The organism is Pseudomonas sp. P135, from assembly GCF_020312125.1.
Taxonomy (GTDB): Bacteria; Pseudomonadota; Gammaproteobacteria; order Pseudomonadales; family Pseudomonadaceae; genus Aquipseudomonas; species Aquipseudomonas fragariae.
The window spans coordinates 221,720-235,486 of sequence record NZ_JAGPYR010000005.1; the positions used below are offsets into that span (position 1 = coordinate 221,720).

Sequence of the window (13,767 nt, forward strand, 5' to 3'; positions counted from 1 at the left end):
GGGTTTTGAAAACCTGGCACGGGTCCTGCTATATCCTTTGTACAACAAAAATAAAAACACGCAGCACACCAATAAAAACAACACGTACCGGCTCTGACATAACAAGAACAACACGTACAGAGACGTAGCTAACAGATTTTTTTGGAGTGGATAGCTTTTCTGAACCACTTGCCTCGCAAGTCGTTCGCAGCCAGACAGAGAACAACAAAACTGCCCCGAGGCAGCTGCCGAACTGGTTGGATCACTACGATGAAAGTGTCATCAGCGCTCAAAAAAATACGTTTGCTCTTGATCCCGTCTGCGGATCGCTCAAAAAAGATGTGAAGGGTCAGGTCGCCAAAAACAACAACAGGCCTCCCGAACAACAAAAAAGAGCATAGCAACACACCTTGAAGGGGAGCCCAGGCTCCCCTTCGTGCTTTCCGGCGTTCCGCCCTCTTCTCTCGTGACTGAAAAATACAGCCTGATCACTCCCGGTCCGCTTCGGCATGGGCGTTGACAGCACAATCCTACAGGTTTACGTTAACGTAAAGGTCATAGCTGATAGACGCTATAACCGCTTCCAGAAAGACGCGCCGTCCAAGAACAAAGCGCCACTCAAGAACAAAAAAGGAAAGCCCCATGAGTTACCCCAGCCTGAACTTCGCACTTGGCGAAACCATCGACATGCTGCGCGACCAGCTGCAATCCTTCGTCGCCGCAGAGCTTGCCCCGCGCGCCGCGCAGATCGACAAGGACAACCTGTTCCCCGCCGACATGTGGCGCAAGTTCGGTGAAATGGGCGTACTGGGGATCACTGTCAGCGAAGAGTACGGCGGCGCGGGCCTGGGTTATCTGGCGCACGTCGTGGCGATGGAAGAAATCAGCCGTGGCTCGGCATCCGTGGCGCTTTCCTATGGCGCCCATTCCAATCTGTGCGTGAACCAGATCAACCGCAATGGCAGCCCGGCGCAAAAGGCCCGTTACCTGCCCAAGCTGATCAGCGGTGAACACGTTGGCGCGCTGGCCATGAGTGAACCCAATGCAGGCTCGGACGTGGTGTCGATGAAACTGCGCGCCGACAAGCGCGGTGATCGCTATGTGCTCAACGGCAGCAAGACCTGGATCACCAACGGGCCGGATGCCGACACCTATGTGATCTACGCCAAGACCGACCTGGAAAAGGCAGCCCACGGCATCAGTGCGTTTATCGTCGAACGCGACTGGAAAGGCTTCTCGCGGGGCAGCAAGTTCGACAAGCTGGGCATGCGCGGCTCCAACACCTGCGAACTGTTTTTCGATGATGTCGAGGTGCCCGAGGAGAACCTGCTGGGCATGCTGGATGGCGGAGTCAGAGTGCTGATGAGCGGCCTTGATTACGAACGCGTCGTGCTCTCCGGCGGACCGACCGGGATCATGCAGGCGTGCATGGACGTGGTGGTGCCCTACATTCACGACCGCAAACAGTTCGGCCAGAGCATCGGCGAGTTTCAGCTGATACAGGGCAAGGTCGCAGACATGTACACCCAGCTCAATGCCAGCCGGGCCTACCTGTATGCGATCGCCCAGGCTTGTGACCGCGGCGAGACCACTCGCAAGGACGCTGCGGGGGTGATCCTGTACAGCGCCGAGCGCGCCACGCAGATGGCGCTGGAGGCCATCCAGATTCTCGGCGGCAATGGCTACATCAACGAGTTTCCGGCGGGCCGACTGTTGCGCGACGCCAAACTCTACGAGATCGGCGCAGGCACCAGTGAAATCCGGCGCATGCTCATCGGTCGCGAACTGTTCAACGAAACCCGTTGATCGGGGAGCCGCCATGACCATTCTGCAGACCCGAATCAACACCCGCTCGCCTGAATTCACCCTCAATCGCGACGCCCTGCTCAAGCAGGTCGAAGCATTGCGCTCGCTGTTGAGCAACGTCCAGCAAGGTGGCGGCCCCAAAGCCCAGGAGCGCCACACCTCACGCGGCAAGTTGCTGCCGCGCGAGCGTATCAACCGTTTGCTGGACACCGGTTCACCGTTTCTGGAAATCGGCCAACTGGCCGCGCACGAGGTATACGGCGAAGAGGTCCCGGCCGCTGGCGTGATCGCCGGAATCGGCCGGGTCGAGGGCGTCGAATGCATGATCATCGCCAACGACGCCACGGTCAAAGGCGGCTCCTATTACCCGCTGACCGTAAAGAAGCATTTGCGCGCCCAGACCATCGCCCAGCAGAACCGCCTGCCGTGCATCTATCTGGTGGATTCCGGCGGCGCCAACCTGCCGCGTCAGGATGAAGTGTTTCCCGACCGCGAACATTTCGGGCGGATCTTCTTCAACCAGGCGAACATGAGCGCTCAAGGAATCGCCCAGATCGCGGTGGTCATGGGCTCCTGTACCGCAGGTGGCGCGTACGTACCCGCCATGGCCGACGAGGCGATCATGGTCCGCCAGCAGGCCACGATCTTTCTGGCCGGCCCGCCGCTGGTCAAGGCAGCAACCGGCGAAGTGGTCAGCGCCGAAGAGCTGGGCGGTGCCGATGTGCACTGCCGCACGTCCGGCGTGGCCGACCACTATGCCGACAACGACGATCACGCGCTCGCGCTGGCGCGGCGCAGCATCGCCAATCTGAACTGGCGCAAGCAGGGCCAATTGAACACCGTCGCGCCCATTGCACCGCTGTACCCCGGCGATGACCTGTACGGCATCATCCCCACCGACACGAAACAGCCATTCGATGTAAGGGAAGTCATCGCGCGCCTGGTGGATGGCTCGGTACTCGACGAATTCAAGGCCCTGTTCGGCACCACGCTGGTCTGTGGCTTCGCGCGCCTGCATGGTTACCCGATCGCGATCCTCGCCAACAACGGCATCCTGTTCGCCGAAGCGGCGCAGAAAGGCGCGCATTTCATTGAGCTGGCCTGCCAAAGGGGGATCCCCCTGCTGTTCCTGCAGAACATCACCGGCTTCATGGTCGGCCAGAAGTATGAAGCGGGCGGCATCGCCAAGCATGGTGCCAAGCTGGTGACCGCCGTGGCCTGCGCCAGGGTGCCGAAATTCACGGTGATCATCGGCGGCAGTTTTGGCGCGGGGAATTACGGCATGTGTGGCCGCGCTTACGATCCGCGCTTTCTATGGATGTGGCCCAACGCGCGGATCGGCGTGATGGGCGGCGAACAGGCGGCCGGCGTGCTGGTGCAGGTCAAATGCGAGCAGGCCGAACGGGCTGGCCAGGCGTTCAGCGCCGAACAGCAGACCGAGCTGAAACAGCCGATTCTCGATCAGTACGAGCATCAGGGCCATCCTTACTATTCCAGCGCCCGCCTGTGGGACGACGGAGTCATCGACCCGGCGCAAACCCGCGACATTCTCGCGCTTGCCCTCTCCGCCTCGCTCAACGCGCCCATCGAACCTACCACCTTCGGCCTGTTCCGAATGTGAGCCGGGAAATGACCATGACTTCGACCTCATTCGCAACCATAGAGCTGATCAACGAACCACGTGGCTTTGCCACGCTGTGGCTGAATCGACCGGACAAGAACAACGCCTTCAACGCGCAGATGATCCGCGAGCTGATTATCGCCCTGGACCAGGTACAAGGCGATACCAGCCTGCGCTTTCTGCTGTTGCGTGGCCGTGGCCGGCATTTCAGTGCCGGTGCCGACCTGGCGTGGATGCAGCAGGCAGCCGATCTGGATTACAACACCAACCTGGACGACGCCCGCGAACTGGCGGAGCTGATGTACAGCCTCGCCAGGCTGAAAATCCCGACGCTCGCCGTCGTCCAGGGCGCAGCTTTCGGCGGTGCGCTGGGCCTGATCAGTTGCTGTGACATGGCCATTGCAGCGGTGGATGCGCAGTTCTGCCTGTCCGAAGTGCGCATCGGCCTGGCGCCAGCGGTCATCAGCCCATTCGTGGTACAGGCCATCGGCGAACGCGCCGCGCGACGCTATACCCTGACGGCCGAGCGTTTCGATGGCCAGCGGGCGCAGCAGATCGGTCTGGTCGCCGAGTGCTACCCGGTTGCAGAACTGCAAGATCGAACACTGCAATGGGTCGACAACCTGTTGCTCAACAGCCCGCAGGCCATGCGTGTCAGCAAGGAGCTGCTGCGCGAAGTAGGCAGCGGTGTGCTGACCCCCGCGCTGCGTCGCTACTGCGAAAGCGCAATCGCGCGTATCCGCACCAGTGCCGAAGGCCAGGAAGGCCTGCGCGCGTTTTTGCAGAAACGCACACCTGGCTGGCAGCCCGTCAAGGATCAGCCGCCTGGCAATCCCGTTCCAGCAGCCTCGACAGCCCGGCACGAACCTCAGAAGGACTCGCAATCATGAGCATGCCCGAGCTGACCACGCTGTTGATTGCCAACCGCGGCGAGATCGCCTGCCGCATCATGCGCACGGCGAAAAACATGGGCCTTACCACGGTCGCCGTGCACAGCGCCATCGACCGTGACGCACGGCATAGCCGCGAGGCCGATCTCTGCGTGGACCTTGGCGGCAGCAAAGCCGCAGACAGTTATCTGGCGATCGACAGGCTTATCGAAGCCGCCCGGGCGAGTGGCGCGCACGCGATCCATCCCGGCTACGGTTTTCTGTCTGAAAACGCCGATTTTGCGCGTGCCGTCGAAGACGCCGGGCTGATTTTCCTCGGCCCACCCGCCTCGGCCATCGATGCCATGGGCAGCAAATCCGCCGCCAAGGCCTTGATGGAGCAGGCAGGCGTGCCGTTGGTGCCGGGCTATCACGGTGAAGCACAGGACGTCGAGACGTTCCGCGCCGCTGCCGAGCGTATCGGCTACCCGGTGCTGTTGAAAGCCACCGCTGGCGGCGGCGGCAAAGGCATGAAAGTGGTCGAGCATACGGGCGAACTGGCCGAAGCGCTGGCTTCGGCGCAACGCGAGGCGCTGTCCTCGTTCGGTGACGCGAGGATGCTGGTGGAGAAGTACGTGCTCACCCCGCGCCATGTCGAAATCCAGGTGTTTGCCGACCGGCATGGCCACTGCCTGTACCTCAATGAGCGCGATTGCTCCATTCAGCGCCGACACCAGAAGGTCGTCGAGGAAGCACCGGCGCCCGGCCTGACGGCCTCATTGCGCAAGGCCATGGGCGAAGCCGCGGTGAAAGCCGCACAAGCCATCGGCTACGTCGGTGCGGGTACGGTGGAGTTCCTGCTGGACGCACGCGGCGAGTTTTTCTTCATGGAAATGAATACCCGCCTGCAGGTGGAGCATCCGGTCACCGAGTACATCACGGGTCTGGACCTGGTGGAATGGCAGATCCGTGTCGCCAGAGGCGAATCGCTGCCCATCACCCAGGAGCAGGTGCCCCTGACCGGCCACGCCATCGAGGTCCGTCTGTACGCCGAAGACCCGGTCAACGACTTTCTTCCGGCCACCGGCACGCTGGAGCTCTACAGAGAGCCTGCGCCCGGCCCCGGCAGGCGGGTGGACAGCGGCGTTGCCGAGGGCGACAGCATTTCGCCCTTCTACGACCCGATGCTCGGCAAGCTGATTGCCTGGGGCGAAGACCGCGAGCAAGCCCGCCTGCGCCTGCTGGCCATGCTCGATGAATTTGCAGTGGGCGGAGTCAGGACCAACCTGGCGTTTCTGCGCAGAATCATCGCGCATCCAGCGTTCGCCGCCGCGCAGCTTGATACCGGCTTCATTCCCCGCCATCAGGCGCAACTGCTGCCGCACACCAATGAGCCGGACGAGACATTCTGGCAGGCCGCTGCCGAGGCCTTCAGCCAGAGCGAACCGGCACGCATCGATCAAGCCGATCCGTATTCGCCCTGGGCAGTCAGCAGCGGCTTTCGCGCCGGCCTGCCTGCGCAGACGGATCTGCGACTGAGCTGCAACGGTCTAACCCGCAACACCTGCCTGCGCAACAGCAGCCCCTCGTTATTCACTCTGAGTGGCGAGCATTTGCAGGTCGAGCACAACGGTGTGCGCCAACGACACCTGGCGATACGACGCGGCAATACGCTGTATCTCGAATGGCAAGGCGAGGTGCAAACCGTCACCCGCCTGGACGCCATCGCCCAGGCAGACGTCGGTGAGGGTCAGCATGCAGGCCTGACAGCACCGATGAATGGCAGCATCGTACGGGTATTGGTTGAAGTGGGTCAGGCTGTCGAGCCTGGCGCGCAACTGGTGGTGCTGGAAGCCATGAAGATGGAACACAGCATCCGCGCCGCCAGCGCCGGAGTGATTACCGCGCTCTACTGCCACGAGGGAGAGATGGTCAACGAAGGCGCGGTGCTGGTGGAGCTGGACTGACGCTCGTCAACCGCCACACATGAAAACGCCCTGAACAGTCAGGGCGTTTTCGTGCAGCAACTTTCGTGCAGCAACTTCCTTGCAAAAAAGAGACGCCTAGTAGTAGGCGTTTTCTTTCTGCGTATGGTCGGTAACATCGCGAACGCCCGACAACTCGGGAATACGCTCAAGCAACGTGCGCTCGATACCTTCCTTCAGCGTGACATCGGCCTGGCCACAACCCTGGCAACCACCGCCGAACTGCAGCACGGCGATGTTCTTCGTCTCTTCCTCGACCACATCGATCAGCGTGACCTGACCGCCATGGCTGGCGAGGCCCGGATTGATCTCGGTTTGCAGGTAGTAATTGATGCGCTCGTTGATCGGGCTGTCGGCATTGACCATCGGCACTTTGGCGTTCGGTGCCTTGATAGTCAGCTGCCCGCCCATCCGGTCGGTGGCGTAGTCGACCACTGCATCATCGAGAAAGGCCTCGCTGAAGCCGTCGATCCAGGCCGTAAAGCTCTTCAGGCCGATGGCCTTGTCTTCCGGTTTTTCTTCACCCGGCTTGCAGTAGGCAATGCAGGTTTCGGCGTACTGAGTGCCGGGCTGGGTGATAAATACGCGGATGCCAATGCCCGGGGTATTCTGCTTTTCCAGCAGATCGGCCAGATAATCGTGGGCGGCATCGGTAATAGTGATAGCGGTCATGAAAATTCCTCGCAGACGTGCGTGCAGTTTACGCCAATCGGCCGCTTCACACAAAGTCCCAGTATTTTTGTCAGGTTAATGCCTGCGCCTGACTGACCGCCCGGCGCGCATCCAGCCAGGCTTTCATCCGGCGGTAGAGGCCTTTCTCGATCCACTCATAACTGACCCACGCACCGATGGCGATGATCGGCACGCAGAAGGCGAAGACCACATAGGGATTGAGGCCAAAGCGCTGCGCCATCAGCAAGCCGCCGTACAGCACCAGAACGTGCAGCAGGTACACCGAATACGAGCAGTCACCCAGCACCTTTAGCAAGCGATTGCCTTGAAAATACGGCTCCAGCGAAATGCACGACAGCACGATCAAGGCACTCGGCAGGCCCCAGTTGAGCAGGCGCTGTTCATTGCTCAGGTTATTGATCGCATACAGCCCGACCGCTATGCCTGCCAGCGGCAGCCATAGCGCCTGTTTGATCCAGCCCCGGCGATAGAGAATGCCGATACCGATACCCAGCAGGAATTCGTAAATGATGTCGTTGCCATAGAAGCGGCTGATCAGCCCGGCGCGGGCCAGAACCTCACTGACCGCAAACAGCGCTGCGGCAATGATCAGCGGCCGGTGGCGCTGTTGAAAGAGGAATACCATCGAAAACAGCAGGTAGAAGAACATCTCATAGTTCAGCGTCCAGCCAACGTTGAGCGTCGGGTAGAGACCATAGCCCCCGGGATTCTCGGAAGGAATGAACACCAGTGACAAGAGGAAATTCTGCCAGCCGATCACCTGATGCGGGAGCATCGGCGCTGCAATCAGCAGCAGCAACCCCATGGCGGCGGTGTATAGCCAATAGGCCGGAACGATGCGAATCAGGCGATGCAGAATGAAGCGCCGTGCCGGCATGTCACTGTTCTGCGTGGACAAAAAGATAACCAGGCCGCTGATGACGAAGAAGATATCCACGCCGACCGCGCCCTTTGACACAAAGAACTGCCCTACCGGGCCGCTGGCCTTGAAATCGAAAAAAATCTGCATGAAGTGATGACACACCACGACCCACGCTGCGAACGCCCGTAGGGCCTGAACTGAAATCAACATCACAAAAAACCTCAACTACCTGACTTTCAATCATGGACCGTTGGATAGACCGGTCTATGACGCGCACCATTTCGGACCACCTTTTTGAAAAAAAGATCGCGCGAGATACATTTCGTTCAGGAAGCAAAGATGGCCGCAGGCCATGTTGCACAAGGCCCTGCGACGTGAAGCCCCCGTTTTTCAGAGGTTTTCGTAGCGATTCATGTCCAGCACACCCGCTTCGCGTGGTTAAGTTTCCTGAACGTAGCGACTCCCAATGTGCCGAAGGCTCGGTAGTACAACGCTACAAAGGCACCCTCGCCTCCAACATGAATGATTTTCATGCAAAAGGCGCAACAACACTAAAACCGTTCCGGTTTGCTATCATCCCGTTCTTTAAAGAATCGACCTTTTCAAGGTAGCCCCCATGTCTGACCGCAGCGCCCGCCATCAAGCTTTTCTCACTGCTCTGAAACAGAGGATCCTGATCCTCGATGGCGGCATGGGCACCATGATCCAGAGCTACAGGCTCGAAGAACAGGATTACCGCGGCAAGCGCTTTGCCGACTGGCCCAGCGATGTCAAAGGCAACAATGACCTGTTGATCCTGACCCGCCCTGATGTGATCGGCGCTATTGAGAAGGCTTATCTGGATGCTGGCGCCGACATCCTCGAAACCAACACATTCAACGCCACCCAGGTGTCCCAGGCCGACTACGGCATGGAATCGATCGTTTACGAGCTGAACGTCGAAGGCGCGCGTCTGGCGCGCAAGGTCGCAGACGCCAAGACACTGGAAACCCCGGACAGGCCGCGCTTCGTGGCCGGTGTGCTGGGCCCCACCAGTCGCACCTGCTCGCTGTCGCCGGACGTCAATAACCCCGGCTATCGCAATGTGACCTTTGACGAACTGGTCGAGAACTACACCGAAGCGACCAAGGGGCTGATCGAAGGCGGTGCCGACCTGATCCTAATCGAGACCATTTTCGACACGCTCAACGCCAAGGCGGCGATCTTTGCCGTACAGGGTGTATTCGAAGAAGTCGGCTTTGAGCTGCCGATCATGATTTCCGGGACCATCACCGACGCATCCGGGCGCACCCTGTCCGGCCAGACCACCGAAGCGTTCTGGAACTCGATCAGCCATGCAAAACCTATCTCGGTCGGCCTGAACTGCGCACTGGGCGCCAGCGAACTGCGTCCTTACCTGCAAGAGCTGGCCAATAAAGCCAACACCCATGTCTCCGCGCACCCCAACGCCGGCTTGCCGAATGCATTTGGCGAATACGACGAACTGCCGAGCCAGACGGCGAAGATCATCGAAGAATTCGCCCAGAGCGGCTTCCTGAACATCGTCGGCGGCTGCTGCGGTACGACACCGGCGCACATCAAGGCGATCGCCGAGGCGGTTTCGGGTTACGCGCCGCGGGAAATTCCGGACATCCCCAAGGCCTGCCGCCTGTCGGGCCTCGAACCGTTCACCATCGATCGCCAGTCGCTGTTCGTCAACGTCGGCGAGCGTACCAATATCACTGGCTCCGCCCGCTTCGCCCGCCTGATCCGTGAAGACAATTACACCGAAGCCCTCGAAGTCGCCCTGCAGCAGGTCGAAGCCGGCGCTCAGGTGATCGATATCAACATGGACGAAGGCATGCTCGACTCGAAGAAGGCCATGGTGACCTTCCTCAACCTGATCGCAGGCGAGCCGGACATCTCCCGCGTACCGATCATGATCGACTCCTCGAAATGGGAAGTGATCGAGGCCGGCCTCAAGTGCATCCAGGGCAAGGGCATCGTCAACTCCATCAGCATGAAGGAAGGCGTCGAGCAGTTCATTCATCACGCCCGCCTGTGCAAGCGCTATGGCGCGGCGGTGGTGGTCATGGCCTTCGATGAACAGGGTCAGGCCGACACCGAAGCGCGCAAAAAGGAAATCTGCAAGCGCTCCTACGACATTCTGGTCGACGAAGTGGGCTTCCCTCCGGAAGACATCATCTTCGACCCGAACATCTTCGCCATCGCCACCGGTATCGAAGAACACAACAACTATGCCGTGGACTTCATCAACGCCTGCGCCTACATCCGCGACGAGCTGCCGTATGCGCTGACCTCGGGTGGCGTGTCCAACGTATCTTTCTCGTTCCGCGGCAACAACCCGGTACGCGAGGCGATCCACTCGGTGTTCCTGCTGCATGCGATCCGTAATGGCCTGAGCATGGGCATCGTCAACGCCGGGCAGCTGGAAATCTACGACCAGATCCCCGCCGAACTGCGCGACTGTGTCGAAGACGTGGTGCTCAACCGCAACCCCGAAGGCACCGATGCACTGCTGGCGATTGCCGACAAGTTCAAGGGGGATGGCAGCGTCAAGGAAGCCGAAACCGAAGAATGGCGCAGCTGGCCGGTCAATCAGCGTCTGGAGCACGCGCTGGTCAAGGGTATTACCACCCACATCGTGCAGGACACCGAAGAGTCGCGCGTGGGGTTCGCGCGGCCTATCGAAGTGATCGAAGGCCCGCTGATGGCGGGCATGAACGTGGTCGGCGACCTGTTTGGTGCAGGCAAGATGTTCCTGCCCCAGGTGGTCAAGTCCGCGCGCGTGATGAAACAGGCCGTGGCGCACCTGATTCCGTTCATCGAGCTGGAAAAGGGCGACAAGCCCGAAGCCAAGGGCAAGATCCTGATGGCGACGGTCAAGGGCGACGTGCATGACATCGGCAAGAACATCGTCGGCGTGGTACTGGGCTGTAACGGCTACGACATCGTCGATCTGGGCGTAATGGTGCCTGCCGAGAAAATCCTGCAAGTGGCCCGCGACGAGAAATGCGACATCATCGGCCTCTCCGGCCTGATCACGCCGTCACTGGACGAAATGGTGCATGTTGCCCGGGAAATGCAGCGCCAGGACTTCCACCTGCCGCTGATGATCGGCGGCGCGACCACCTCCAAGGCGCACACGGCGGTGAAGATCGAACCCAAATACAGCAATGATGCCGTGATCTACGTCACCGATGCTTCCCGAGCAGTCGGCGTCGCGACCCAGTTACTGTCGAAAGAGCTGAAGCCGGCCTTCATTGAAAAGACCCGCCTGGAATATGTCGAAGTACGCGAACGCACCTCGGCACGCAGCGCGCGTACCGAGCGCCTGAGTTACGGCGCTGCAGTGGCTAAAAAGCCGCAGTTCGACTGGGAAAACTACACCCCGGCCCAACCGACGTTCACCGGCACCCGGGTCCTGCAGGATATCGACCTGAACGTGCTGGCCGAGTACATCGACTGGACGCCGTTCTTCATTTCCTGGGACCTGGCTGGCAAGTACCCGCGCATCCTCACCGACGAAGTGGTCGGTGAAGCGGCCACCGCGCTGTACGCCGACGCCACGCAGATGCTGCGCAAGCTGATCGACGAGAAGCTGATCAGCGCCCGCGCGGTCTTCGGCTTCTGGCCAGCCAATCAGGTCAATGACGACGATCTGGAAGTCTATGACGATGACGGCAGGCCGTTGGCGAAGCTGCATCACCTGCGCCAGCAGACCATCAAGCCCGACGGCAAGCCGAACTTCTCGCTGGCCGACTTCGTTGCACCAAAGAGCAGTGGCCTGACCGACTACATCGGCGGGTTCATCACCACAGCCGGCATCGGCGCCGAGGAAGTCGCCAAGGCTTATCAGGACAAAGGCGACGACTACAACTCGATCATGGTCAAGGCGCTTGCCGACCGTCTCGCCGAAGCCTGCGCCGAATGGCTGCACCAGCAGGTGCGCAAGGAATACTGGGGTTATGCGCAGGACGAAGCGCTGGACAACGAAGCGCTGATTAAGGAGCAATACATGGGCATCCGCCCGGCGCCGGGCTACCCGGCGTGCCCCGATCACACGGAAAAGGGCACCCTGTTCGCCCTGCTCGATCCGCTACCGGAAGGCAGCGCCGAGCACACGGCAGGCAAGAGCGGCGTGTTCCTCACCGAGCACTACGCGATGTTCCCGGCTGCAGCGGTCAGCGGCTGGTATTTCGCCCATCCTCAGGCGCAGTACTTCGCCGTGGGCAAGATCGACAAGGATCAGGTCGAAAGCTACACCGCTCGCAAGGGTCAGGACCTGAGCGTCACGGAACGCTGGCTGGCACCGAACCTGGGCTACGACGAGTAATGCCTGACCGGTCATCTGCCGCCTGAGTGATCAGGCGGCAACATGCCTTTCAGCGAAAATGGCGACGCATCGCCAGAAGCCTCCACATTGAATGCCTGGATATCGAACCGGTAACGTTCTTTCCTGGCTGCATCCAGAAAACGTTGCGCATCCTGCGGCTCGACGACGTGAACCACATCGATGATGCGTGCGCCGATCTGTTGCCGGGCCTGGCGTTGGGCCGTGTCATAGCGGTGCAAGAGAATGATCGCCCATCCGCCCAGGGTGAAATGCCCTGACGCCACCACGCTCAGACTGCCATTGAGCTGAGCCTGCAGTGAAAGTGACGTGCCGTTGATGGCGCTGAACAACACGTCCTGCCCCGGCTTGCCGCCCTGCTCACGCAATGCCTCCATTGCACCAAACGCCATCTGCTCGTTGGCAGCCCACACCAGGCGTGCCTGCGGGTAGCGCTTGAACAGCACGCGAGCCTGCTCGAGCGCGCGATCGCGTCGCCAGCCACCCAGCGCAATCTGCCGTAGATGCACCTCTGGATGCTCCGACAGGGCACGCAACATGCCTTTTTCACGCAGCAGGGAAACCGGCGTGGTGTTGGTCCCGGAAAACGCCAGCATGTCGATGACCTGACCATCCGCGCCAGGCGCCGCGAGACTGATAAGCCGTTTTGCCGTCAGATAACCGCCCTCCTCATCGTTACCCACCAGGCTGCCGATGAAGTCCGGATAACGCGATGGCAGGTCACCGAGAATCCGAATCTGGTCCGCGTTCAGCGTACTGTTGACGGCAAACAGCTTTACCCCACTGCCCACGGACATACGCAGCACTTCAGGGGCGATATTCAGCTCGTTGGAGAACAACAGGTAATCCGGGCGCTCGTCCCCTTGCAGCGTCGCTCGCGCCAGATCGAGCAACTTGCGAGTGTCGCGCTCGGTATAGAGTATTTTCAGCGACATGCCGGTGGTGTCGGCAGCCGTCTGCATGACCCGGGAGTAACTCAGCCAATAACCGTCTGATTCTGCGCCGGGGCTCAGAAATACCACCGAGGCAGCCTGTGTCGCCCCGACCCACAGACAACTGCACAGTACCAGCCAGCCAGCATATAACGCCTTCATATCAACGAACCTTGAAGAAGCAGGGATTTATCGCCAAAAGCGAGTTATCGGCTGCGGCAGCAAGGTTCTGCAGACTTTCGGCAGATTCTTTATCAGCCGGTCACTGGCTGCTGGCCCAGAACATCGCGGCGCCTACTGCCAGAATGACAATGAATAAAATGGCCCAGGTATCGACGGATCTGCCCGGCTTGGTTACTTTCGGGTGCTTGCTCATCGCATCGCCTCTTGTCGGTCTTGTGGGTGATTGCACATGAATGGGAGTATCCCGACACCTGTTCAGCATCGGTCAACATGCAGTTAAGTCGAGTCTTGTCCACACAGCAAGCGGGGATATGAACAGGCGTCGTTTTGCTTATCGCTTTTAGTGATTTGCATATATATAAACATCACTTTTATCGATAACTGCAAACTGCTATCGTCGCCTTCGCTCCCCGGGGAGTGCGCGGCCGTGCGCGCAGAATTGACCAGATGAAGCAGGAAACATCGAGCAGCGGGCTTTTTTCA

General features: G+C 60.1%; 9 protein-coding genes. 5 read left to right on the forward strand and 4 right to left on the reverse strand.

Annotation, left to right across the window (positions count from 1 at the left end; genetic code table 11):
* Window positions 1-128: 128 nt before the first annotated feature.
* Complete coding sequence (locus tag KBY08_RS09815; RefSeq protein ID WP_024641290.1) at window positions 129-386, reverse strand: hypothetical protein; 258 nt, start codon at window positions 384-386, stop codon at window positions 129-131.
* 235 nt (window positions 387-621) lie between these two features.
* Between KBY08_RS09815 and KBY08_RS09820 the strand changes: the two genes are divergently transcribed.
* The 4 genes from KBY08_RS09820 to KBY08_RS09835 are packed head-to-tail and all read left to right on the forward strand — an operon-like array spanning window position 622 to window position 6,242.
* Window positions 622-1,785: an isovaleryl-CoA dehydrogenase gene (locus KBY08_RS09820; protein WP_024659658.1), complete on the forward strand. Its 1,164-nt coding sequence runs from the start codon at window positions 622-624 to the stop codon at window positions 1,783-1,785.
* A 13-nt stretch (window positions 1,786-1,798) separates the two neighbouring features.
* Window positions 1,799-3,406 (forward strand): carboxyl transferase domain-containing protein, encoded by a 1,608-nt coding sequence (locus KBY08_RS09825; protein ID WP_024659659.1) that lies wholly within the window; start codon window positions 1,799-1,801, stop codon window positions 3,404-3,406.
* A 14-nt stretch (window positions 3,407-3,420) separates the two neighbouring features.
* The gene (locus KBY08_RS09830) at window positions 3,421-4,296 is read left to right on the forward strand and encodes a gamma-carboxygeranoyl-CoA hydratase (RefSeq protein WP_225651126.1); all 876 of its coding nucleotides are present in this window, start codon (window positions 3,421-3,423) and stop codon (window positions 4,294-4,296) included.
* Window positions 4,293-6,242, forward strand: a complete 1,950-nt coding sequence (locus tag KBY08_RS09835; RefSeq protein ID WP_024659661.1) for an acetyl/propionyl/methylcrotonyl-CoA carboxylase subunit alpha — start codon at window positions 4,293-4,295, stop codon at window positions 6,240-6,242. The genes KBY08_RS09830 and KBY08_RS09835 overlap by 4 nt, the downstream gene beginning before the upstream one ends.
* A gap of 96 nt (window positions 6,243-6,338) precedes the next feature.
* Here KBY08_RS09835 and nfuA read toward each other — a convergent pair whose 3' ends face one another.
* Together nfuA and KBY08_RS09845 are read right to left on the reverse strand one after the other, a co-directional pair.
* The gene (gene nfuA, locus KBY08_RS09840; protein ID WP_011267703.1) at window positions 6,339-6,932 is read right to left on the reverse strand and encodes a Fe-S biogenesis protein NfuA; all 594 of its coding nucleotides are present in this window, start codon (window positions 6,930-6,932) and stop codon (window positions 6,339-6,341) included.
* A gap of 70 nt (window positions 6,933-7,002) precedes the next feature.
* Complete coding sequence (locus tag KBY08_RS09845; protein WP_003402782.1) at window positions 7,003-8,025, reverse strand: acyltransferase family protein; 1,023 nt, start codon at window positions 8,023-8,025, stop codon at window positions 7,003-7,005.
* A gap of 406 nt (window positions 8,026-8,431) precedes the next feature.
* Between KBY08_RS09845 and metH the strand changes: the two genes are divergently transcribed.
* Window positions 8,432-12,151 (forward strand): methionine synthase, encoded by a 3,720-nt coding sequence (metH, locus tag KBY08_RS09850; RefSeq protein WP_024641285.1) that lies wholly within the window; start codon window positions 8,432-8,434, stop codon window positions 12,149-12,151.
* A gap of 11 nt (window positions 12,152-12,162) precedes the next feature.
* Here metH and KBY08_RS09855 read toward each other — a convergent pair whose 3' ends face one another.
* The gene (locus KBY08_RS09855; RefSeq protein ID WP_024651451.1) at window positions 12,163-13,263 is read right to left on the reverse strand and encodes an ABC transporter substrate-binding protein; all 1,101 of its coding nucleotides are present in this window, start codon (window positions 13,261-13,263) and stop codon (window positions 12,163-12,165) included.
* Window positions 13,264-13,767 lie beyond the last annotated feature (504 nt).